This is a genomic window from Evansella sp. AB-P1 (assembly GCF_029688925.1).
In the GTDB taxonomy this organism is placed as follows: Bacteria; Bacillota; Bacilli; order Bacillales; family Salisediminibacteriaceae; genus Evansella.
In genome coordinates this window covers 283,306-307,326 of record NZ_JARUKY010000001.1, presented here as the reverse complement: position 1 = coordinate 307,326, position 24,021 = coordinate 283,306, and the positions used below count along the sequence as shown (strand labels likewise).

26 protein-coding genes and 1 riboswitch are annotated in these 24,021 nt (G+C 34.4%); of the genes, 7 read left to right on the top strand and 19 right to left on the bottom strand.

Annotated elements, in window-relative coordinates; genetic code table 11:
- Positions 1-73: 73 nt before the first annotated feature.
- Both QA612_RS01430 and QA612_RS01425 read right to left on the bottom strand, forming a co-directional pair.
- Positions 74-274, bottom strand: a complete 201-nt coding sequence (locus QA612_RS01430; protein WP_278281949.1) for a cold-shock protein — start codon at positions 272-274, stop codon at positions 74-76.
- Between the two features lie 215 nt (positions 275-489).
- Positions 490-1,656, bottom strand: coding sequence for a PstS family phosphate ABC transporter substrate-binding protein (locus QA612_RS01425; protein WP_278281948.1), 1,167 nt, complete (start codon positions 1,654-1,656; stop codon positions 490-492).
- A gap of 580 nt (positions 1,657-2,236) precedes the next feature.
- On the opposite strand from QA612_RS01425, the gene QA612_RS01420 reads away from it, so the two are divergent.
- Entirely contained in the window at positions 2,237-2,773 is a 537-nt protein-coding gene (locus QA612_RS01420; protein WP_278281947.1) for a ribonuclease H-like YkuK family protein, read from the top strand.
- Positions 2,774-2,872: 99 nt separating this feature from the next.
- Positions 2,873-3,253 carry a DUF3888 domain-containing protein gene (locus QA612_RS01415; protein WP_278281946.1) on the top strand — a complete coding sequence of 127 codons (381 nt, stop codon included), beginning with the start codon at positions 2,873-2,875 and terminating at the stop codon, positions 3,251-3,253.
- Between the two features lie 63 nt (positions 3,254-3,316).
- Here QA612_RS01415 and QA612_RS01410 read toward each other — a convergent pair whose 3' ends face one another.
- From QA612_RS01410 to QA612_RS01380, 7 genes are all read right to left on the bottom strand, one after another.
- A complete protein-coding gene (locus QA612_RS01410) occupies positions 3,317-3,478 on the bottom strand; it encodes a Fur-regulated basic protein FbpA (protein ID WP_278281945.1) in 162 nt (53 codons plus the stop codon).
- A gap of 269 nt (positions 3,479-3,747) precedes the next feature.
- Positions 3,748-3,862, bottom strand: a riboswitch (SAM riboswitch).
- A 159-nt stretch (positions 3,863-4,021) separates the two neighbouring features.
- Positions 4,022-4,480 carry a DUF2512 family protein gene (locus QA612_RS01405; protein ID WP_278281944.1) on the bottom strand — a complete coding sequence of 153 codons (459 nt, stop codon included), beginning with the start codon at positions 4,478-4,480 and terminating at the stop codon, positions 4,022-4,024.
- Between the two features lie 198 nt (positions 4,481-4,678).
- Positions 4,679-5,068 (bottom strand): DoxX family membrane protein, encoded by a 390-nt coding sequence (locus QA612_RS01400; protein ID WP_278281943.1) that lies wholly within the window; start codon positions 5,066-5,068, stop codon positions 4,679-4,681.
- Between the two features lie 206 nt (positions 5,069-5,274).
- Entirely contained in the window at positions 5,275-6,816 is a 1,542-nt protein-coding gene (locus QA612_RS01395) for a fumarate hydratase (RefSeq protein ID WP_278281942.1), read from the bottom strand.
- Positions 6,817-7,164: 348 nt separating this feature from the next.
- Positions 7,165-7,803: a histidine phosphatase family protein gene (locus QA612_RS01390; protein ID WP_278281941.1), complete on the bottom strand. Its 639-nt coding sequence runs from the start codon at positions 7,801-7,803 to the stop codon at positions 7,165-7,167.
- Between the two features lie 133 nt (positions 7,804-7,936).
- Entirely contained in the window at positions 7,937-8,260 is a 324-nt protein-coding gene (locus QA612_RS01385) for a YckD family protein (RefSeq protein WP_278281940.1), read from the bottom strand.
- Positions 8,261-8,356: 96 nt separating this feature from the next.
- Entirely contained in the window at positions 8,357-8,548 is a 192-nt protein-coding gene (locus tag QA612_RS01380) for an SE1561 family protein (RefSeq protein ID WP_278281939.1), read from the bottom strand.
- 196 nt (positions 8,549-8,744) lie between these two features.
- Between QA612_RS01380 and yfkAB the strand changes: the two genes are divergently transcribed.
- A complete protein-coding gene (gene yfkAB, locus QA612_RS01375) occupies positions 8,745-9,899 on the top strand; it encodes a radical SAM/CxCxxxxC motif protein YfkAB (RefSeq protein WP_278281938.1) in 1,155 nt (384 codons plus the stop codon).
- A gap of 225 nt (positions 9,900-10,124) precedes the next feature.
- Here yfkAB and QA612_RS01370 read toward each other — a convergent pair whose 3' ends face one another.
- The 3 genes from QA612_RS01370 to QA612_RS01360 all read right to left on the bottom strand — a co-directional run bounded on the left by QA612_RS01370 (position 10,125) and on the right by QA612_RS01360 (position 12,861).
- A complete protein-coding gene (locus QA612_RS01370) occupies positions 10,125-10,931 on the bottom strand; it encodes a YfkD famly protein (protein ID WP_278281937.1) in 807 nt (268 codons plus the stop codon).
- 127 nt (positions 10,932-11,058) lie between these two features.
- Positions 11,059-12,411: an MATE family efflux transporter gene (locus tag QA612_RS01365; RefSeq protein ID WP_278281936.1), complete on the bottom strand. Its 1,353-nt coding sequence runs from the start codon at positions 12,409-12,411 to the stop codon at positions 11,059-11,061.
- 69 nt (positions 12,412-12,480) lie between these two features.
- Complete coding sequence (locus QA612_RS01360) at positions 12,481-12,861, bottom strand: OsmC family protein (RefSeq protein ID WP_278281935.1); 381 nt, start codon at positions 12,859-12,861, stop codon at positions 12,481-12,483.
- 161 nt (positions 12,862-13,022) lie between these two features.
- On the opposite strand from QA612_RS01360, the gene QA612_RS01355 reads away from it, so the two are divergent.
- On the top strand, positions 13,023-14,177 hold the full coding sequence (locus QA612_RS01355; protein WP_278281934.1) for an MFS transporter: 1,155 nt from the start codon (positions 13,023-13,025) through the stop codon (positions 14,175-14,177).
- A 118-nt stretch (positions 14,178-14,295) separates the two neighbouring features.
- On the opposite strand, the gene QA612_RS01350 is transcribed toward QA612_RS01355, so the two are convergent.
- From QA612_RS01350 to QA612_RS01335, 4 genes are all read right to left on the bottom strand, one after another.
- On the bottom strand, positions 14,296-15,090 hold the full coding sequence (locus QA612_RS01350; RefSeq protein WP_278281933.1) for a VLRF1 family aeRF1-type release factor: 795 nt from the start codon (positions 15,088-15,090) through the stop codon (positions 14,296-14,298).
- Positions 15,091-15,586: 496 nt separating this feature from the next.
- The gene (locus QA612_RS01345; protein WP_278281932.1) at positions 15,587-16,021 is read right to left on the bottom strand and encodes a hypothetical protein; all 435 of its coding nucleotides are present in this window, start codon (positions 16,019-16,021) and stop codon (positions 15,587-15,589) included.
- A gap of 96 nt (positions 16,022-16,117) precedes the next feature.
- Positions 16,118-17,077, bottom strand: a complete 960-nt coding sequence (locus QA612_RS01340; RefSeq protein WP_278281931.1) for an MBL fold metallo-hydrolase — start codon at positions 17,075-17,077, stop codon at positions 16,118-16,120.
- 267 nt (positions 17,078-17,344) lie between these two features.
- Positions 17,345-17,776 carry a ferritin family protein gene (locus QA612_RS01335; protein WP_278281930.1) on the bottom strand — a complete coding sequence of 144 codons (432 nt, stop codon included), beginning with the start codon at positions 17,774-17,776 and terminating at the stop codon, positions 17,345-17,347.
- A gap of 171 nt (positions 17,777-17,947) precedes the next feature.
- On the opposite strand from QA612_RS01335, the gene QA612_RS01330 reads away from it, so the two are divergent.
- Entirely contained in the window at positions 17,948-18,085 is a 138-nt protein-coding gene (locus QA612_RS01330) for an FbpB family small basic protein (protein ID WP_278281929.1), read from the top strand.
- Positions 18,086-18,179: 94 nt separating this feature from the next.
- On the opposite strand, the gene QA612_RS01325 is transcribed toward QA612_RS01330, so the two are convergent.
- Both QA612_RS01325 and QA612_RS01320 read right to left on the bottom strand, forming a co-directional pair.
- On the bottom strand, positions 18,180-18,509 hold the full coding sequence (locus QA612_RS01325) for an SCP2 sterol-binding domain-containing protein (RefSeq protein ID WP_278281928.1): 330 nt from the start codon (positions 18,507-18,509) through the stop codon (positions 18,180-18,182).
- Between the two features lie 76 nt (positions 18,510-18,585).
- Complete coding sequence (locus tag QA612_RS01320) at positions 18,586-19,311, bottom strand: lysophospholipid acyltransferase family protein (protein WP_278281927.1); 726 nt, start codon at positions 19,309-19,311, stop codon at positions 18,586-18,588.
- A 499-nt stretch (positions 19,312-19,810) separates the two neighbouring features.
- Here QA612_RS01320 and QA612_RS01315 point away from each other — a divergent pair, with 499 nt between their 5' ends.
- Entirely contained in the window at positions 19,811-20,314 is a 504-nt protein-coding gene (locus QA612_RS01315) for a DoxX family membrane protein (RefSeq protein WP_278281926.1), read from the top strand.
- A gap of 716 nt (positions 20,315-21,030) precedes the next feature.
- Positions 21,031-22,248: a GNAT family N-acetyltransferase gene (locus tag QA612_RS01310; RefSeq protein ID WP_278281925.1), complete on the top strand. Its 1,218-nt coding sequence runs from the start codon at positions 21,031-21,033 to the stop codon at positions 22,246-22,248.
- A gap of 358 nt (positions 22,249-22,606) precedes the next feature.
- On the opposite strand, the gene QA612_RS01305 is transcribed toward QA612_RS01310, so the two are convergent.
- Positions 22,607-23,983 (bottom strand): aldehyde dehydrogenase, encoded by a 1,377-nt coding sequence (locus tag QA612_RS01305; RefSeq protein ID WP_278281924.1) that lies wholly within the window; start codon positions 23,981-23,983, stop codon positions 22,607-22,609.
- Between the last annotated feature and the right edge of the window lie 38 nt (positions 23,984-24,021).

The window sequence follows — 24,021 nt, the reverse complement described above, 5'->3', positions numbered from 1 at the left end:
AGGTGGGACGGATTATAAGCAAATAAAAACAGACTCTAAAAATTAGAGTCTGTTATGGCTTCAGTTATCATTATTATGCTTTATTTACGTTTGTTGCTTGAGGTCCACGTTGACCTTCTTCAATTTCAAACGTAACTTCTTGACCTTCGTCTAATGATTTGAACCCTTCACCTTGGATTGCGGAGAAGTGAACGAATACGTCGTCACCGCCATCTCTCTCAATAAATCCAAAGCCTTTTTCACTGTTGAACCATTTTACTTTTCCATGTTCCATCTTTTCAATTTCCTCCTTGCGTGTAGCAAATACGTTTATTGCAAAATAACCTTGCTTGCTTAATATGGACATTAAACAATTTTTTTATACCCTTAATTGGATATTCTTTCTTAACATTTATTTCAAAAGGTTGTACATAATGTGTTTACGAATGATTTCTACTACAGTTTAGAGCATTTGCATATCAATTTTTCTAAAATGCTTTATGCAAGGATCTAAAATTCCTTAACCGGTACATACCCCGTTTTTTCAATAATACGCTGCCCCTGCTCAGAAAGAATCCATTCAATAAACTCAGCAATATTAGGATTATCACTGCCCGCAGTAATTGCATAAAATTCAGCAGCAATCGGGTACTTATCACTACGAATCGCTTCTTTATCTGGATACACCTCATCAACCGCAAGGTGTTTAATTTCCCCTTCTTGAACCATTTCTGTTGAAAAGTAACGGAAGGAATAGCCTAAAGCATTTCGATGGTTACGGTAGCTAGAGGTCTGTGAAATGATCCCTCCCATTCCTGAAACAATATCTTCTGTAGGAGGAGTCATTAATGGAATGTCTCCCATTAAATTTTCTAGTGCCGTTTGACTCCCACTGTCATTTGGTCTTTGGAAGGGACGAATGGTTTCATTATTCCCACCAACCTCACTCCAATTCGTAATTTCTCCTGAATAAATCTTTTGAATTTGTTCAATGGACAGAGAATCTACTGGGTTTCTTTCATTTACAAAAAAAACAAATGCTTCTCTACCTATTGGAGTTAATTCAAGCTCTACCCCTGCTCTTTCGGCCTCCTGCAATTGTCGTTGAGATGGCCCTGCTGCAAAAATAATGTCAGCATCTCCATTCATCAGCCTTTTATAGGCTTCAGGAGTCGTACTAGATATTATCTCACTATGATACACATCATAATCTCGTTCTGGATAAGTAGCTTGGGCAAAGGCTGCATACACAGGATATAAAGCAGTAGCACCGTCTAATATTGGGATGTTGTCAGTAATTGAAAATGACGATTCTTCTAATGAAACTGATTTTGTATCCTCCTTAAAGGGCTGATATTCATACAAATTGACCCCTTGATCGTTTACAGTGGCTAAGTTTGCTTCATGAGCTTCTTTTATCTGAAAACTAATAAAAACAACAAGAAAGACTGAAAAAAAACTAATAATGGCGATTTTTAATGGCTTCGGTTTTATCAATTTGAATATACCTAATATAAAAAAGATATAAATAGCTACAAGAAGAATGATGAGTAAGATATTTAAAAATGGCTGTCCCCATACGAGTAGCGTAAAAGCAGAACCAATAAAACCAAAAATCACAAATAAGAACAGAAGTGCTATACTTAAAAATATTTTATAACCGAAACCTAGCTTCATTGTAATATTCTCCCCTCTTAAATTCATTTTTTATTTATGTATTTACTATCATTCTCACCTCTCCCTATATAGACGTTCTTGTAATGTCATTTGTTTCAAGATGACGAAAAAATAAAATTAGGCTATCTTGATATGACTTAGTTTTTATACATCTAAAATCTGCATATTTGAACTCGGTTCACTTCGAGAGCTTGAATGAGTTTGGGAAAGTATTATGTAAGCCCCCCCTTATAAAACACTAACAACGCTAATTCTATTTCCATTTACAATGGACTAACCCCCATTAAACCTTGTTTAATAATCTATATATAGGTGCATATAGATAGATCAAGTGAAACACATTCATTTTATTTAATAGGAAAAAGCAAGTTAATCCTGCACTAATTAATTGTACGAGTTTTATCCTTCACTAACTTGTTTCTGCAAACATATGATGAAGTAACAGTTTATAAAGAGTAATCAGTGTAAAAAGTAGAAGCACAATTAAAGTGTTTTTATATTTCAATAAAAAAGTGGTTTAAAATTTCAGTTTTTATCCATCCTAAATTTAACTAGAAAGGAAAGAGGTAGGTGTAGCTTTATGAAAAAGTTACAGGCTCTAAATTATTCATTTGAAAATTTAAAGGAAAAGAATATGACATTTGAAGAGGTATTTGAACGAATTGTTCAATTTATGAAAAAAGATCCAAAGGGAAATTACCGGTTAATGTTTGGAACAGATAGTCAAGTACACGCTACTTATACACGATTTGTGACTGGAATCGTCATTCAAAGGGAACGAAAAGGTGCTTGGGCATGTTTAAGAAAGGTTTCTATTCCAAGACAGATTAATAATCTTCATGAAAAAATTTCATATGAAACCTCGTTAACTGAAGAAATCGCGTCCATGTTTACAGATGAAAGGAAAGAAACATTAATTAACCTTGTATTACCACATGTGTATAAAGGGGCTACTTTTACAATTGAAGGACACATTGACATTGGCTGTAGAAGTCAAAACAAAACGAGGATGTATGTAAGAGAAATGGTTTCTAGAATCGAATCAATGGGGCTTGAGCCTAAAATTAAGCCTGAATCATTTGTGGCAAGCACGTATGCAAATCGCTATACAAAGTAGAAACTATATTCCATTAAAATTCCAATCATCTATAACTATGTTTATTTTTCGTTTATTCATCCAACACTAATACAAAACAAACAACACATGGTGATGCATATGAAAAAAATAGTTACCGTATCATTCCTGATTCAAATTTTCCTATTATTAAACATTCATACATATTCAGTAGCCAAAGGTGCTGATCCACTTTCTGATGCTTTCCTAAAAAATCTTTCTCCTTATATTAATGAAAGTTTAAATAACAATTTTGAAAATCAGGTTCAATTTAATTTATCTGAAGTAGAAATTGTTGAAGTAGAACAAATCCGACACTACTCATGGGAAAACGTAGATCGTACTTATGAGTTCGATGTCACATTAGAGGTTTTTCCATTTGATGAAAAAACGAAAAGTTCACTTGGAAAAGTTACTTTAAAATTAAATGTTAAACCAGATAATGTAGCAGTCAAATCCTTCGAACACTCAGCAACTAATTAATTTAGTATCTATAATAGGAAAAACTCGATCCTCTATTTAAATAGAGAAATCGAGTTTTTTGCATTAAACCTTTTGTTCATCTATAGCTTTTATTTCTTCCTCAAGCTGAGATAGTGTCAATTCATAAAGGTGTTGATCATCTTTTTTATATGTTCCAAGCTGTAATAATTGATTGATTAAATACTTTCTTTTTAATTTAATAGCATCTTGAATCATTTTTGACATTTATCATCCCTCCCATATTAAATATTTACATCCCTCTGTCACAGAGACTATTCCCCATGTTCCATCAGTCCTCAAACAAATACATCAACAGTGTTTTAGTTGACCTTCACCTCCAAATGTCTCATTTACAACCTTGTTGCGATTTTATTTACAGTTAATACTATGATTTTGTTCATTTAGATTCTTGTGAGATTACCTAACTATCCTTGTATAATAAATAAAAACCGCTTCTGATAAGAAGAGGTTTTTAAACATACACATGCGTACTCTCCTTATCTTTCAAGCATTCCTCTGCTTGCTGGATTTGGCACAGTGTATATAAAAAGGCATATACCTGTTGCCGAGGCTTCGTTGGGCCAGTCCCTCCACCTCTCTGGATAAGAAAATGAAAAATTATAATTTTTAGTTGTTATAAATCTACAACGTATTTAATTTAATGTCAATTAATCCGACCTAATTAAATGTCATTAGATAGAAGGACTATATAGACATAATATATGCTTCAGTGCATAAGAAATGACTATTTATTATTTTCTATAGCATTTATTTTTTATCGCCTTGATTCCTTTTTCTCTCATTATCTACTGCTGATTTCGGATCAATTTCCTCTGCATACTCTGTTCTTAATTGAAGCTGTGGCTTCCATTGTACTCGCTTCAGGTTTAACATACGATTAATGTAAAACTCATGATACAGTGCTTCTACAAAGGTTATAAAAATAGATGCAAAGAATGCATTAAAAAAACTCGTAGCTGACCGATCTACAAATGAAAATAAGATCACCCACAGTGAAATAGTATACAATCCAAGATCACCAATGGCAGCAGCAAGAGAGCCAAATCGAGGGTAAATAAACAAATCACCAATAAAATAAGCCGGTATGATCACGATTAAGGTTACAAATAAAATCCACATAACAGAGACTTCAAAAAGTGACAAAACAGATAAAGTAACAACGGAAACAATCCCAAACTTAATAAATAACGCCATTAGATGCTTCATTTCAATCAACACCTCATATATTTTTTTCTGGAACACTTTTAACAAGTTCCAGTATTCGCTTTTATAGGTTTTGTATTTATAGTTAAAATATGAGGAGATCGTTGTATTTATAAATAATAATTCTTGTGTAAAAATATATTTTTTAAGGATTGCATCTTTAACAAAAATAACATCTGACCTTTCATCCCATTCATAAACCTACATTGGTGAAGGTTTTTTCTCAAAAATACTTTTGAAGTTTTCTCCATAATAAAATAATAAATATCCATGTAGGACTACTAATAAAATTGCTAATGGTAATAAGGAATGATCGAGGAATACGTGTAGTAATAATATGTTTGCTACAATAGGTGCTAGAATTGCAAGTGCTAAAGGAACAAATCTATTTAGTAGTAATAAGATTCCACAGAGGACTTCTAATGTTTTTTCAAATACTAACAAATATTCAAATTCAAATAAGGCCATTGCTTCTGGACTAGTGGCTATAAATGGCTCTAAGTCAAAAATAACAAAATAGCCATTGATTCCAGCACCTAAAAAAATTACCCCTAAGATAACTCTGCAAAAATGTGAAATGTATTTTTGCACTTCATTCACCACCTTCTTTAGAATTTTTTTCTATTCAATTAATTATATAAAATTCTAGCAAGAGTTAACATTATATTTATTGTTTTTATTTTAATATTTATAGTAAAAGACGGTATATTTTACTACTGTCGATTATTTATTACCTATTCTGTTCATACAAAAGGGTGCCCTAGATTGCTAGGACACCCTCAAAATTCACATCTCTATTAAGCAAATACCTTCTCTTTATGATCTTGTAATCGTTCGAAAGAAGATTTGTCTACATCCTGATGTAGGCTATTCCCGTGTGAGTCCATCGTTACGATAGCTCTAAAGCCTTCAACTTTTAAATGCCACATTGCTTCAGGAATTCCAAATTCCATCAGATCTACACCTTCAACATTTTTAATACAGTCAGCATAATATTGGGCAGCTCCACCAATAGCATTAAGATAGACTCCGCCATGCTCCCCAAGGGCCTTCAACGTCTTTGGTCCCATACCACCTTTACCTATTACGGCACGAATACCAAACTTTTTCATAATATCCCCTTGGTAAGGCTCTTCTCGAATACTCGTTGTAGGACCTGCTGCTTTAACATGCCATTGGCCTTCTTTATCCTTCAGCATAACGGGACCACAGTGGTAAATAATTTGTCCATTGAGATCGATCGGTGCATCGTGATCCATTAGATGATGATGTATGGCATCACGACCAGTGTGAAGGTCACCATTAATAACGACAACGTCCCCAACTTTTAAATCACGAATTTGTTCTTCTGTGATTGGGGCTTGTAGCACAACTTCGCGTGCTTCCTCTTTTTGTTCTGTAGAGGCAGCCTCGTCCTTATCTTCCTTAAAGCTAATTTTTTCTCCCTCTTTATATAACCACTGTTGAATATCCCCTGATCTAGGGTCTAACGTTACACCTAAGCGACGGAATGCCCAACAATTATAAGCAACGGATACGAAAAAGCTTGCGGGTAAACGGTTCATTACACCAATTTTACAACCTAACAGTGTTGCTTCTCCACCAAAGCCCATCGTTCCAATTCCTAAGGTATTACCCTTTTCTAATATATAATCTTCTAATTGAGCTAATTTTTCATTTTCGTTTATGTCACTTACTTCTCTAAAAAGCTGTTTTTTTGCAAGCTCATAACCAGAAATGCGGTCTCCACCTATTCCTACTCCTATAAATCCTGCACTACAGCCCTGACCTTGAGCTTGATAGACAGAATGAAGAATACATTTACGAATACCATCAAGATCTCTTCCAGCTCTGCCTAATCCTTCAATTTCCATTGGAAGACTATATTGAATATTTTTGTTCTCACAGCCGCCACCTTTAACAATCAATCGTGCGTCAATGTAATCCTCTTCCCATTGATGGAAATGTACGATTGGTGTCCCTGGTCCAATATTATCTCCACTATTTTCACCTGTTAAAGAATCTACAGAGTTTGGTCGAAGTTTTCCATCCTTTGTTGCCTGGCGAATAGCTTCATATATTTTCTTTTCCATTTCAAGCTGGTTCGTACCAACTGGAACTTTAATTTCAAATGTTAGCATTCCTGTATCTTGGCAAATAGGTAATACATTATCATCTGCCATATCAATATTTTTAGTGATTGTTGAGAGAGACAACGCTGCTCTAGTCCCTGCATTTTCTTTTTCCTTTGCTTCACGGATTGCACGTCGCACATCGTATGGTAGGTTTGTCGATGTTTCAACGATTAAGTCGTACATGCTTTGACGAAATTTTTCCACGTGACAACACTCCTCTTTCCTCTTCTCATTACAACTCATAGTATACTATGAATCAATTAAAGTTGTCGAAATTATTTAGAAAATATAGATAAGTACAAAACTTGTTAAAAACTATGACAATAGTTTTCTTCATCTATCCTGAAAACAGAAATGGTTCAGTAGTGAAGGGCAGGGACTCCTGAGACGAGCATATGCTTCACGAATAAACTTCGAGTTGTCTCGACGCAAATAACAACAGAACAACACTTGCAGAGACAGGGCCATGTACTTTAGCAGTATAACAAAATGCATAGTGTGAAAGTTGAGGCCGTTCCCGCGGTAAAGAAGACACTGTGAAGCATCCTTACATCAGGATAATGTTTCTTTCAATGGTTTATCTTCCCCATTATCTAAATGACTAGTTTGATTCACATAGCTAAACATTACCTTCCCATTTTCTTTCAATTTCACCTTCGTAATTCCTGTATTACCAATAACAAATGGACTAGCTATTTCTCTCCACTTTTCCTTCGCCATTAAATACGTGAGGAAAATTCGGATAAATCCACCATGGGATACGAGAACTACTTTCTGACCCATGTGTTTTTCTAGCAGATGCTCATAGACAGCTGAACATCGATTTGTAATTGATTCAATTGTTTCCGTGCCAGGGATACCTGAAGTAATCAAATTTTCCCCTTTTAAATTAGGATACTTACGATATGCTTCTTTTCTTTTCAAACCTTCAAGAGGTCCTAAAGCAACTTCTCGAATATTCTCCCACTTTGTAATTGGAAGACCGTGGTGTTCCGCTATGCTCTCAGCTGTGTAAAATGCTCTAATTAAATCACTACTATATATGGCTTCAATTGGAATGTCTTTCATGGTCCATCCAACTAAAACGGCCTGCCTTTTCCCTACATTCGATAATTCATAATCCGCTTGACCTTGTATTGTCCCGTTTAAATTTGCTTCTGACTGACCATGTCTTATGAGATAAAGCTCCATATACGCACCCCCTATTGTGAAGTAATTGAATTTGATCTAATTTAAGTATAATATACATCTTTTATGAATCATAACAGAAAGCATAGAAAACACCCCAGTCCACTTATTAGACCAGGGTGTCAATTTACCATTTTTAATCTTCTTCATTTCCATTTTGTTTTTTTAATTTGTCCCATTTTGGAATGAATCCGTTCTTTTCCAGCTTACTATAATGCTTATCTAAGTGTTGCTTAATTTTTTCACCTTTTTCAGAAGTAAAAACACCGTATTCTACATACTTATTAATGATTTCCTTCTTTTTTTCTAAAACATCACTTTGAAGCTCTGACATTTCATTCTTTTGTTCTTCCGTTAATTGAATATCAGACACTTCTTCCGCACTTACATCTGTTGTTACACCTAAGGTACCAATAGATAAAAATAAAGCAGCTAACATACTTACAAATACCTTTTTCAAAATACCACTCCTTAATTTTAAAAGACTATTTATAAAGTGCGTAAAAATGGATATTTTATACACTCGGATTGGTATTGTGAAAGATACACTTTTATATTATTCGCCATTCCACTCACGACGATATTGTTGGCACTTTTTCTCTAGTTCATCTAGCATGGAAATGATACGATCAATGTCCTCCACTCCAGCTTTTTCTGGATCAATAGAATCCAGCATTGATAGTAAATTATCCATTCGCTGATGAAGAAGATGCATCTTATCATCTTTCCCTTGCATTATTTCGTCCATATTCAAACTCCTTTCTAGCTCAAAAAAACGTTATTAAATGTATGCTTCCCTATTCTATCAAAGATCTTACCTTTGTCATAGAAAAGATTACAAATTGATTTTATCCATTCTCATTCTCCAATTGATCGTGTATCATGATAATCGACATATATTAATATAATTAACAGAAATCCTGTTAATTAAAGGAGATTTTTTTATGAATAAAACGAAAATTACTCCCTCCTTCGATCCATGGGAAGCATATTTTGATATAGAGAAATACGGAGAGACCACATTAACAAACATCGAATTTACTACAACAAATTTATGTAACATGCGTTGTGAACATTGTGCTGTTGGCTATTCTCTACAAACGAAAGATCCAAAAGCTCTACCGTTAGAGCTTCTTTTAAAACGATTAGATGAAATCCCTACATTAAAAGCTATGAGCATTACTGGTGGGGAACCCATGATGTCTATTAAATCCATAAAAGAATACGTTGTTCCTTTATTGAAATATGCACACGAACGTGGAGTAGCAACACAAATAAATTCCAACTTAACAATGCCACTAGAACGATATGAAATGATCATCCCTTATCTAGACGTTCTTCACATTTCTCATAATTATGGTAGTGTAGAAGACTTTTGTGATATTGGATTTGCAGTTATGGAACGAAAGCCAACGATGAATCAACGGGTGGATTATTTTGAACGTATGGTGGAAAATAGCAGAGCTTTAGCTGAAAAAGGAGTGATGATTTCAGCGGAAACAATGCTTAATAAACGTACGTTACCTCATTTAGAAGCTATTCATGATCAAATAGTTGAAATGGGTTGTGAACGACACGAGGTTCACCCTATGTATCCCACAGCATTTGCAAGTGAGCTTACTGTAGCCTCCCTATCTGAAATTCGTTCAGGTATCCATCGTTTACTGGATCACCGAAAAAAAGATATGTGGATGCTTTTTGGAACCTTGCCTTTTTACCCTTGTAATACAAATGAGGAAGATCAAGAGCTATTACGTCGATTATACGAAGAGGAAAATGTAACTGTTCGTAACGATCCAGATGGAAGGTCCCGCTTAAACGTAGATATTTTTAATGGAAATATTAATGTAACTGATTTTGCTGATGCTGGAGTTTTAGGTCATATACAGGATACCAAGTTAGAAGATGCTTTCAAAAAATGGAAAGGATCTGACCTAGCTAAATCCATTGACTGTCATTGTTCTGAAGTGAAGTGCCTAGGTCCAAATTTATTAGTGAAAAATGCATATTATAAAAACGAGGATTTCAGTGTGAAGAAACAACAACTTGTCCCCATGGAAAAACAGGGTGGAACAACCATAAAAATGGGAATTCATTGAGAATGAAAATGTTTTTTTCTAGAGTGGTTCATCCGTTACTGGTGACAGCTTTCACCACAGGCATAAGTGCGACATCTGTTCATGCTTCACAGTGTCTTCTTTACCGTGAGGCACGGCCTCAACTTCCTACCACTTACTCGGTAAGTGAATACAAAGGAAAACGATCGTGAGTTTAACAAACTTCACGATCGTTTTATTATTTTTACTGCATAGTCTAGTCTTAAGTTATCTCGCCTGCTTCGTTGTTTGGATCCGTAAATGAACGTAGTCTTGAACTGGAATCCAGGCACCTATCCCTTGTTGTGTAACATTTTTAACATCTAGCCATTTTTTGTCGCCCTTCATTCGAAGGTACACCTCACCATAAGTCACTTTTCCTTTTTCATTAACAGCAGGTGCGTACGTATCTAGATAGCCCATTGTTTTAGGAGCTACATTATAAACACGATCTGTTTTCGTATTGTAGCCAATAACTGTAGAAAAGCTTAGTGGTAATTGAAGCTTTTCCGTTGCCTTTAAAAGCATGAGTTTTTGAACCATGTCTCCATTAGGAATTTCTGCAGTTAATCCACCTTTAATACGCTTTTGCTGTTCCTGATGGTAGTGAATCTTTTTCCCTTCATTTCCACCGCGATTATCTAGTATATTTGTGTTAACCTTTTCAAAATCCCAATTTATTTTTGATTCGTCTGATTCATAAGCTAATGGCCATTGCCCTAAATAAATGGATACATTCATTCCTATTGCTAGCTTTGAGCTTTTAATGGTTGACTCATTAAACATCTTAATTAATTCAGGGTTTTCAATTGTAATATCTGTAGATTGCAATAGCTCTTCTGCTAATTCACTTGGATGTAGCTTCGGTAGATCTTGCGTTGGATTAGGATACGTATTATCCTTTGAAATATCCATAGCTGAGTCTGGTATTAGTTTTTCCTCGTCATCTTTTTTATCTTCCTCCGCCAATGCTGGTGTAAACGTCATCATTAAAAAAATCATTGGTAGAAGAAAACAAACAATTGCTTTTTTCATTAAGTGTAGCCTCCTTCAAACACATTTGGCGTTATAAACTTCAAATCTGTACACATAGTTTTTCTTGAAGTCCAAAAATTATCCAAACTTTCCTAAATTGTTTGAAAGGGGAAAATGTCTTTTCCTACTAGTTTCGTTCTTCCTTTTCTACAACCTTTATCTCCTTCCATTTCCCAAATCTAAAATAGGCACATGCAATCACACTACTAATAACGAGACTTGCCCCCATTCCCATTGGAATCCCTTCTTCACCAAAGGAACGTGAGAAAAAGTACGTGAATGGATACCGCAGTATCCAAAAGGATATAGTATTCAGCACAAATATTTGAAACATTGCTCCAGCAGCACGAACGACACCATTTAATACAAAATTAATGCCTAAAAATGGATAGAAAAATGCTATCGTTTGTACGTACATTTTTCCAAAAGCAATTGTTTTTTCATCTTGAACAAAAAGACTGATTAGAAACTCTGCGCTGACGAAGATAATTGCGCTAATAGAAAAAGAAACGATTAAGATGAGTATGACACCATTTTTTGCTATAGAAGATACCCGATCCCATAGCTGTGCTCCAATATTTTGACCAGCCATACTATTCACTGCTGAACCTAGAGTCATTGCTGGTAGCATAATTAAGCTATCTAATCGTTGTGCAGCACCAAATCCCGCTACTACTCCTTCACCAAAACTAGTAACAACAGTCATAATGGCTAACGATCCACTTGAAATGACCATCATGGATAATCCTGAAGGTAGTCCAAGTTTAAAGATGGATTTAAAATATTCCCCTTGAGGCATTCGAGGTATCATAAAAGGAACACCTGCACGGAAAATGGAGTAAATTAGTCCATAAAAAAAGGCTGTTCCTTGTGCAACGATTGTAGCATATGCAGCCCCTGCTATCCCTAAATCAAAAACATAGATAAAGAGTGGATCAAAGATGGCGTTTAATAGAACAGCAATCATGACAAAACGTACCGGTGTTTTACTATCACCTAAAGCTCGAAGTACCGTTGCGATAAAATTATAGCCAAACAAAAAGCTTATCCCAATAAAATTAATTCTTAAATATGTAGTAGCTAAAGGTAAAATATCCTCTGGAGTACCCATCCAATGTAAAATATAAGGGGACATAAAAAAACCAACAATCCCCAATGAAATTGTCATAATTCCTAATACGACAACAAAGGCATTCAGTGATTCCTTTAAGCCTTCGTCATTCTTTGCACCTTTGTGCTGGGAAAGAATGGTCAATGTCGCGTTATTTATCCCAATAATAAAAGAAAGTATCGTAAAAATAATCGTTCCTGATATGGCAATAGCCCCTAAAGCATCTGCTCCTAAAAGGTTACCAACCCACAATGAGTCTATAAGTTGATAGGAAACTTGAAGGAGGTTAGTGAGAAATATTGGCCCAGAAAAAAAGATCATTTTCTTTAAAATACTTCCTTCGGTAAAATCGTATTGATTTTTCCCCACAAACTAACCTCCTTCTTCTCCCTTTCATTTATATCTTTGCTTCATACAACGGAAATACATTTATTCACTTTACTTTAATGAGAAGCTTTCTGTTAATTCAATTGCCCCGATTACCGATTGTGCCATTGGGCAATTTTTTTGCGCTAAAGCTACAGCTTTTTCTACCTTCGCTTCATTTAAATCTTCGCCTGAAATAGTATAGTGTAAATGTATTTTTGTAATTTTATTTGCTGCGTCGGGGTCTCGCGTAACATCTGCATCTACAGTCATATCCGAGACCTTCATCCGTTGTTTTTCCAGTACCTTTCTCAAGACACCGCCACCACACACAGCAACAGAGCTAACCATTAATTGATATGGACGAAAACCATATTCCTCATTTCCTGAAATTTGTATTGTTCCGTATTCAAAGGATGTTTCGAAACCGTTTTCCTTCATGTGAAATTTCATCAGCTACACTTCCTCTTCAATAAAATTATATTTCCTATTGTACCCTTTATAGTAGGATTTCGTCATCTTATACTACCTGTTCATTTTCCTTGAATTTAAGCCAAAACACTATACAATTGGAAGAGTGAAAATTACTTATTAATAAAAGAGGTCTAATAATAATGAATAAATTACGTTTTTGGATATTAATTATGATTGTAGCCATAAGTGGATTCAGTCAAGGGATGCTTCTTCCATTAATTGCAATCATCTTTGAAGGAGACGGTGTTTCTTCCACCCTAAATGGCTTGAATGCCACTGCTTTATATATTGGCATTTTAATCATCTCTCCATTTATGGAACATCCCTTAAGAAAGTTTGGATATAAGCCCGTAATCATCATTGGTGGTTTAATTGTTGTTATTAGCTTATTTATGTTTCCATTATGGAAATCCTTTTGGTTTTGGTTCCTTCTACGATTTTTAATTGGTATTGGAGACAACGCTTTGCATTTTGGGACACAAACGTGGATTACTTCCTTTTCTCCAAAAGAAACTCGGGGAAGAAATATAAGCTTGTACGGTTTGTTTTTCGGTGTTGGTTTTGCTGCTGGCCCTTTAATGGCTCCGTTAGTTGAAATCAATGAAGCTCTCCCTTTTATTATTTCTGCTCTCCTGTGTTTAATTGCTTGGTTTTTTCTATTTTTACTATCGAATGACTTTCCGGAACAAACAGTTGAATTAAACTCATTTATGGAAACAATGAAACGGTTTAAAAAAGGATTAAAATATGCTTGGATTGCCTTTCTTCCTCCTCTTGGGTATGGATTTTTAGAAGCGTCCTTTAATGGAGTATTCCCCATTTATGGTTTGAGAATCGGGATTGATATTTCGAGTATTTCAATTGTATTAGTTGTTTTCTCTCTTGGGGGTATTGTATTTCAACTCCCCTTAGGTATTCTTAGTGACAAATTCGGAAGGCAACGAACATTATCCATTTGTTTACTTTTCGGTGCAATCCTTTTCACTGCAGCAAGCTTTTTAGAGCACTATTATGTAGGTATGATCATAGCTATCTTTGTTGCCGGTATGCTAGTAGGGTCCACCTTCTCTCTCGGGATAAGCTATATGACAGACATTATGCCTAAAAATTTGTTACCTACAGGAAACCTTTTGTGTGGAATTGCATTTAGTCTTGGGAGTTTAGCAGGTCCATTACTTAGTGGAAGTGTTATTCAATGGAACGAAAATATTAGTTTTTTTATGATTATTAGCGTGCTGCTTTTTGTATTGTTTATATTAATAGTCACTGTCAAACGAAAAACAGATCATGTGTGACCTGGATTAATCTATAATCCAGGTTTTTTTGTGTAATATGCTTACTGTTCAGGAACTTCTGTGGTGAAAATTACACAAAAATGTGCGGAAACAGGTTCCGCACATTTTTGTGACTATATTAATCTAATACTTGGGATAGAACTTTCGATGCGTCTAGGTTATTTAAATTTTTCTTTACTAGCTTATTAATCTTTACCCTAAGTTGAGATTGGAAGGAATGAACAACATCAGGTTCCCCAACAATATATACTGCTTCCCAGTTACGATCCTTTTTCATCCGTTCAATATTTGTAGCAATTTTTTTATAAAAACGATTTCTATTTTCCTCAAAGCGTTGCTGATAATCATCAACATGATTTGCACTTGAAGCCGTTCTTTCTGTTGAAGCTAAACCATCTTTAAATTTCCAATCCTCTGTTTTTATATCAAAGTAATAAACTCTTGTGTCTTTAATTTCACCAAAATCTACATCCATGATTTTTACTTCATCCGCATTAGGCATAATAATTGCACTCTTAGGAAATTGCTCTTGTAATTCAATTAATTGATCAAGAACAGGCTTTTTCTCCCAATGGAAGCTCGATTCTACTGGAAGATTCAAGTAATGAACCGACCAAAGATCCTGCTCTTCTGATGCAAATATAACAACACTTTTCATTAATTTAGATTGATTTCCGCGAATTTCCTTTTCAACTTTTTTCCGTACCATTCTGTAGCTTTTTAATTGCTCTTCATTCCCAGATGCTATTAAGTACTCTTCAAGTCTCTTCAGACCATTCTTCAATCGAATCTTCCATTCTCCCTGCTGCTGATTTCGTTCTGATCGATCCGTGTTTAAGTATAACGACAATACACACTTCCCGTCATCACATTGGAATTTCTTCAAGGCTTCTAGATCTTTTGTTAAAGCCATTTACGTCATTCCTCCTTTAATAGCATGTACAGGTATGTATCCTTTTCCTGCAATCCTTAAACTACTTTTTATTACCTTATAATTACTTTTCAAAACATTGAATTATGCGTGACCAAAAAAAATTTTTCTAAAAAAGCTAATACTAATTCCATTTGAACATTATGAATCTAGTAATGTTCTGGCCGTTAAAAAGTGCTTTTTACTTTTTATGCGGACAGGTTATTTGACACGAGGTGATGGCGCATCAATTTAACCTAAGAACGCCCACGTCCTGTGGGCAAAGGTTAAATCATCGACATCCTATCTCCTAGACACCTTACGTAGAGTGAAAATTTTATCATTTAAAAAAAGAAAAAACTTAGCTATTCAGCCAAGTTTTCATATTTATAAATTGTTTATTATCTTTCCATCATTCTTTACTATGATGGATCCTTTTTGAAAAACTCTAGTGAAACTCTCATGCTTGTCCCGCTATTCCATAACATATTCATTTCATTTATTGTTTTCCTACTATGTCATCTTCATCTGAAGTAGACAAAAGCTCCGTAGCGCTTGATTCAATAAGTTGATTTGACTTTAACCTAGAGGATAGGGATTCAAACTCATCTTTTGTTTCCTGAAGAGCTCTTAATAAGGATTGCGTGTGCTCCTTCATATGTTTCGATGTTTCTACAAGGGTTTGAATATCTTCTGATGCATCCTCAACTACCCTTGAAATCTTATCCCCTGATTCCTTAATTTGTTGCATGAAGGGTTCACGATTCTCTTTTATAACTGTAACCCAATGTTTTGTTTGTTCTTTACAATCGGATACACTATCTACAATTTTTGTACGACATTTTTTATTAGATAGTATGTAAATCGTTGCTGCAACTGTACCTAAAACCACCCCTCGACGAAACCAATTCTTTTTATTCTCTTCTTTAGCCATATCATTTATCCTCCTATCACAATTAGAAGCTCATCTTTATTTACATTTTACCAATTATTCCAATAAACAAACAAAAAAAATGCTATAAAGTCTAAATTAGATAACCTGATAATGAATAATACCCTCAAGTAGGACTTGTCTAACCTCACCATTTTCCTCCAACACATCTAAATGACCAAGTGTCTCGGAAAACGTTAAATCAGGTTGTTGTTCAAAAATGTGTAAATATTTCCTTTTACATAATTCAAAAGCAGTGATTGGATTACGACCCATCAACTGCTTAAATTTTTGTCCTTTCTTATCCTGCTCAACTAGACGGTTTCCAATTAATTTTTTCGGATTTTCTACTGCTTTTCCATGTCCAGAATATGCTATTTTTGCATGTGCACATTTCTCTAACGATTCACGATATTGTAAAAGTGTTTTCGGACGTTCCTCATTTTCACCGTATGGGGCTTCAATAATTGCGTTAGAAGATATATGTTCAATTATATGATCTCCTGCAAGCATGACACCGTCAGAATGTCTGTATAATGAAATGTGACTTTGTGCATGACCTGGAGTTTCTATTACAGACCATTCACTTAAACCTTCTATTTCTGAACCTTCTAACAATTCTTTATCAACATGACCTCCAGAAGAAAAATGTAAATATCCTTTTTTCTTTTTTTCTATTTCTCTAATAAATTTTTCAGGTACACCATGGGACTCATATAATGTTCCATAAAACTGTAATAAGTCCTCTAAAAACTTTGGATCCTTATCTAACCAAGGTTTCACCTTTGGATGAGCATAAACCTTCGCGTGAGGTAAAAACTTTTCTAGTAGTCCAATATGATCTGGATGATGATGTGTTAATATAACTATTTCAATATCCTTTAGTTCAATACATAACTCCATTAAGTTACTTTCTAAGACTTGAAATGCCTCTTCTGTATTGGGGCCTGTATCTACTAATGTTAACGCTTGTCCTTTGATTAAATAAGTATTAATAGGCCCAACTAAAAATGGTGTTGGTAACGTTATTTTATATATATCCTTTTCTATTTTTTCCATAACAATAATACTTCTCCCTTCATCACAGGAAATAAATGAATGACTATTCACTCCACTAATTATTATTTTAACCAAATTACTTATAAATGTCATGTGTTGCTATCAAATTGGTCACAATTTAGTAATTTTTTTAGAAAATCCACAAAAATATCCACAAGGAGATATGTTGTGGATAATAATAGAGGGATATACGGTATGTTTGTATACATTAAAGGGCTTGCTTGTGGATAAGTTTATAAAAATGCTGTGGGAATTGTGGATATGTTGTTACGCACATTTGTAATCCACAATCAGATAGTTAAGTAACTGCATATGTGTTTGTTCCTTTATAATCATTGGATATATAATTGGTGCTAACATAGGAGGTAAATACTGTAAAAGTACAACATAATGTTGAAGTACATTTGACTTACGAAGTAAAATTTCTGTTAATCCGTCAACATAGCTTTCTGGAATATTAAAAACAGGTGCATCAACTTCTGGTAATTTTTGTGTAAGTTGATAATAAATTTGTTTCAACGTCTCATAATGGATCCTTTCATCCTTTATCATTTTATCTAAAATTTCCTCATGTGTTTCTAAACTAACGAGTACCTTCAAATAATCAAACAGCAATTCATCGGTACTTTCATATTTAACAATAGATAGTATTTCATCTAAAGACGTTTGGAACGGATCAGAATAGGTTAAATGATTCATAGTTACCTCCTATTTGTATTACATTCGGACTTTTATTTAACTATATGAATCCCTTAAAAAGTGTATTCATTCAGAAAGTTCGCAAATTTGTAACAGGTTTTACACCTTTTGATAGTAAAAAGTAATATAATTGAATTGAGAGAAAATTTAGATTAAAGGAATGATTATAAAATGCGCAGAAGAATTAATAAGACATTCGAAGAGTTAGTTAACGAAAATAAAGAGCTTTTACTTCAAGACGATCATGCTCTAGAAGAGATTGAACAAAAAGTTGATGAAAAATATACGAAGGAGCTTCAAAAAGCATAACCTTTTAATTTTTTATATAACTCCTTGTTGATCACTGAGCAAATAAACAAAGCCTTGTCAGATTTCTTATCTGGCAAGGCTTTGTTCTTTATTGTTATTGATATTGTTTTAGTAGGGTATTAAGTTTTAATGCTAACGATAAATCTCCTTTTACTTTTAATTTACCAGTCATATACGCTACAGTAGGATTAAGATCTCCATTTACTAACTTTAAAAAATCATTTTCCGTCAATTCTAATGTTATTTTCGGATCAAATTGTTTGTCATTAGAAAATATAGCTTTTTCATTTGAGAAATCTAATTGATAAACACCACCAGTTTCTCCTGTAATATTGAATTGATATGTAGCTTGAAAGTCCTTAATATGACTTGGGTTTTCATTCACTTTTGCTGTAAGCTGTTCAAACGTTTCTTTAATAGCCATTCGTTTTTCCTCCCCATTTATTTTCTAATTAGTTAAGTTTTCTATTTATTATTAAAAATGCTGTTTTTATATTTCTTTATTGCTTTCTTATTTTTCCTTCTATCGTTTGTTGAACAATATCCTTCAATTCATTTTCGTCCATACCATCTGCTTCTTGATGTAATCGAATTGGTTTAGAGATATAAAGATTAACATCGTTAGGACGAATAATACCACCATTCTCCTCCATAACTAAATAGGAGCCATCAATGGTTACCGGAAGGATGGTAGCTTTTGAACGAGTAGCAAGCTTAATGCTTCCTTTTTTAAATGGAGCCATTTTCTTCCCTTTACTCCTCGTCCCTTCAGGAAATATAACGAGATCATGTCCGTCCTTTAAATTATTTACTCCTTCAATAATAGCTTGTATAGATTGTCGACGATTTTTTCGATCAATAAAAACACAATGTAAATGCTTCATCCAGGATCGGATAACCGGCAGCTTTTTCACTTCCACTTTCGATATAAAGCCTAATTTCCTATCTAAAGAGCCTAAAAGTATCGGAATATCAAAATTTCCTTGATGATTACAAATTATGATACAGGTTTCGTTTTGTGGAATATTTTCTTTCCCATGTATATGTACAGTCACTCCCGCAACTTTTAGAAGTGAGTTTGCCCATTTAGAAGAAATATTTTTCACATGATTATAATGCTCGAACAGTTCTTCTTTTTTTAGCAATGCATTAGCTTTCCATAAGCTTGGAATAGAATAAATTAAATATAAGAAAAAATAAATAAACCAAAATAATGTTCGCAGCATCAACTAATCTTCCAATCTTTGTTTTTTTCTATTATAACAAAAGCCTTATTCTATCTGTTAATAATAATACGAAAAATGAAGTTTATTTCGTTTTTTAAACGAGAAAATATAATGGATAGGTACAGATAAGATAAATGAGGAAGACCTTGTTCACAATTCCTCTATCTGCGTTAAAAAATTCCAAGTACGTAACTTTAAAATGCATAATTGATTGATTGAAAATACAGGTGAATTTCCCTTCTTAATATACTCTTTTTCTATATTTGTTCACTTGTTAACAATTTCGTCACTGGTTTGAAACGTATTGTTCATATTTGTTCCGTGTATAGCTTTTTTTTAGCGTTATAATGAAATTAAGTTAGTTAGTGATCACTAACCCACACAAACAACTAATAGACAAAACACAACATAGAACTTATTTATAACTTTTGAGGGGGCTCCAAATCGTAATTGATCTTGGAGAAAAAAATAATCGTTTTTTCGAAAGGGGTATTATATTATGTTTATGAATTTTTTACGGAACAATACGATTGCTGCTGGAATTTTAACAGTACTACGTCTATATCTAGGTTGGCAATGGATGACAGCTGGATGGGGAAAAGTTACAGACGGATTTAGTGCTCAAGGCTATTTAACTGGTGTTGTGAATAACGAAACTGTTATGGAAACATATCCAACTTACCATGCATTTATCGAAAGCTTTGCATTACCAAATGCCGGTGTATTTAGCTTTATGGTCGCTTGGGGAGAGTTATTAGTAGGAGTCGGATTACTTCTAGGAGTTCTAACAACTGCTGCTGCATTCTTTGGAATTATGATGAACTTTGCATTCATGTTTGCTGGAACTGTATCTTCTAATCCATGGATGGTTTTATTAACAATCTTTATCTTAGCTGCAGGTTATAATGCAGGTAAATTCGGTGGAGACCGCTGGGTTATTCCTTACATTCAAGAAAAAGTATTTAAAAATAAATTCAGAAAAATATCGGAACAATCCGCATAATAAATTAACTTAATGTAACACAAATCCTTTATTAAACCATATATATGTTTCATTTTAACCGCCCCACACGAATTTTCGTGTGGGGCCTCCTTATTGTACTTATTAAAAAAAAGGCTATGTTAAATTTTGCGTTGAATTTTGCTACTTGGTGCTCCCTTTCCACGGCTCTAGAGAACAATTTTTTCTCTTCCTCTAAAAGTATTGTGCTGTTGTTAATTTCGGTGTGACAACTCAAAGATTATTCGTGCTGCAAATGCTCGAAGCATGCTTTTCCCGCTGAAGTCTAGCACCATCAGCAAAAATAAATTCACTACTAAAACAACACCATCTTTTAATAAAGCCAAGAAAAAAAGAAAAGAGCATTTGCTCTTTTCTCACTATGGGTGGTGTTTTTAGAATCACATGGAAAGCTAACAATTACAATTAATTTAACTGTGTTCTTTAATTATTTTAGCATGAATTGTAAGATTAATTGTATGTGATTGAATGAACAATCTGTGTCAATTTTAATTTATTACCTCCTGCTAGTAAGACTCTTGAAATTTATCTCCAAAACAAATAATACTCTCAAATGTCATTTCCCCATTCATAGAACAATTTATCATTGTCTAAAGCAAGTTTTGAGAAGGAAAAGAAAAACGAATAACGAAAGTAATAACTAGTATATATATTCCTAACATGAATTTCACAAAGTCCGATTTTAAGGAGAGGTTTACGTGAACATAAGAAAATTAAATGAATCAGAAATTGACCTCAGTATAGAACTTTCAGAATACGCTTTTCAATTCAATTTATCAGAAGAAGAAAGAAGAGAAAGACGAAAACTTGTGCAACCAGACAACACTTGGGTGGCTGAAGAAAATCATACTATTTTATCCAAAGCATCCGTTCTTCCCTTTCATACGTATATTCATGGGCAAAAAATACCGATGGGTGGAGTTTCTGGAGTTGCTACTTGGCCAGAACATCGGAGAAACGGTATGGTAAAGGAACTCCTTTTTCATAGCCTAAAAGAAATGAAGGAATCTGGACAGCTACTATCCTTTCTTTATCCTTTTTCAATCCCATTTTATCGTAAATACGGGTGGGAGTTATTTGCTGAAAAACAAACAGTTACATTAACAAAAGAACAATTACCAAAACGAATAGAAGTTCCAGGTTATGTAAAAAGAGTGTCTTCTGAATCCTGTAAGGAACTTGATTCCATCTATCAGATATGGGCAATCCAATACAACGGGACGCTTGTAAGAGAGGAAAATTGGTGGCATAAATCAATTTTAAGAAAGAAAGATCAAAATATTGCTATTTATTACAATAAAGAAAATACACCAAATGGTTATATGATTTATCAAGTGAAATCTGAAACGATGACAGTAAAAGAAATTATTTGGCTTAACCCTGAATCTCGTAACGGTCTTTTTTCATTCATTTCTAATCACGATTCTATGATTAAGAAGGTAATAATTACTACAAGTCCTAATGGTGAACTCCCCTTTATACTTCCTGATCCAAAAGTTGAAAGGGAAGTGCAATCTTATTTTATGGGCCGGATTGTTGATTTAAAGAGCTTTCTTGAGAATTATCCTTTCTCCTTACCTGAAGAAGATTATCCACCTATCGTTCTACATATTTCAGATGAATTCTGTCCATGGAATGATGGAACATTCTTTATTCGCTGCCAAACAGAAGAAGCTATTGATCAAGGAATTAACATTGATTTTTTCCAATCAAAAAAATCAGAGGGTGCAACATGCCAACATCCACCTAAAAAAGGAATACGCCTATCCATTCAAACATTGACCGCACTTTTATTAAATGCCCAGTCCATGGACCTTCTTTACCAAGAAGGATTGATCTTAGGGGACGTAAACACAGCAAAATTATTTGATCAGATTATACCTAAGAGAAAAGCATTTATTTACGATTTCTTTTAAAGATCTCCTAAGTCTACCCTGAAAATAAGTATTAGTTCAGGAGTGAAGGGCGACGACTCCAGCGACGAGCATATGCTTCACGAATAAACTTCGAGTTGTCTCGACGCAAATAACTACAGAGCAACACTTGTAGAGGCAGAGACAGGACAATGTACTTTAGCAGTAAACAAAGTGTATAGTGTGGAGGCTGAGGCATTGCCCGTGCAGCCAGGATGGTAGGATTACGCCGTTGCCCACAGGACGTGGGCAACGGCGTAATTGATTCGTCTGTAACGGATGAACAACCTAATGAGTATTTTTCATCCTCCATGTTGCAAAATATCGCTTGCATGGGCGGTCTATCCTATGAGATCGTTTTTTATTCCCACATCTTTCTTAAAGCCTTCATTGTCATCTTTGAGTTACTATAGCGTAAAGGTAAATCGAAACCTGAGCTTTGTTTTACAATACTCTTTAAATGAGTAAATGTATCAAACGTATATTTACCGTGGTAAGACCCCATACCACTTTCACCTATTCCACCAAAAGGTAAGTAGGATGTGGCTGATTGCATCAACGTATCATTTATACACCCACCACCGAACTCTAGACTATGAATAAAGTTTTCCTCTGTATCCTTATTTTGCGTAAACAAATACAACGCCAATGGACTCGGTCTTTTCCTCACTCTTTCAATTACTTCATGCTCCTCTGAATAAGTTAAAATTGGCAAAATCGGCCCGAAAATCTCTTCTTCCATAACTGGATCGTTATCATAAATGTCTATCAAAACGGTAGGTTCAAAGAAACGATCAACACGATCGTACTCTCCTCCAAAATAGATTTTCCCTTCATCATGTAAGAGACTAGCTAACCGATCTACATGCTGCTCATTCACAATTTTCGGATAGGAACTATTAAAACGAATGTCTTGTCCATACATTTTCCTTATATAATGAACAACATATTTGATAAACTTTCTTCGATGCTTTTCCTGTATCATCACATAATCTGGAGCAACACATGTCTGACCTGCATTGATAAATTTACCCCAAACAATACGTTTAGCTGCCAGCTTTAAATTTGCATCCTTTGTAACAATTACTGGACACTTTCCACCTAGTTCTAGAGTAACAGGGGTTAGATGCTTAGCCGCCGCCTCCATTACCTTCTTTCCTATGTTTACACTTCCAGTAAAGAAGATATAATCAAGCTTTTCATTTAGTAACGTTTTTGCTACTTCTCCATCCCCTTCTACTACTGCAACATATTCCTCTTCGAACGTATCGGCAATAAGTTCTCTTATAACAGAACTAGTATGTGGGGTAAGCTCTGAAGGCTTAATTATTACCGTATTTCCTGCTGCAATGGCACCAATTACAGGTCCTAACGCTAACCTAAAAGGATAGTTCCAAGGTGAAACCACTAAGGTTACTCCATAGGGCACTTTATAAACGAAGCTCTTCGTACCAGTATGGGTGAAAGGAGTCTTTTCTTTCCGGGGTTCTGCCCAGAAATCTATATTCTTAATAAAATCCTTTAATTCATTATAAACAAACCCAATTTCAGTTACATATGCCTCATGCTCTGATTTGTTTAGGTCTTGATTCAATGCTTGTAAAATACTATTTTCTCTATTCTTTATAGCATCTCTTAGCTTGGTTAATTGTTTTTGCCTAAAATAAATTTGTTTTGTTTCATTCTTATAATAATAGTTTCTTTGTTTTTTTATTAGTGCATGAATGGCATCCTGCATGCTTCCACTCTCCCTTAGCAAAAACGATTAATCTGAAG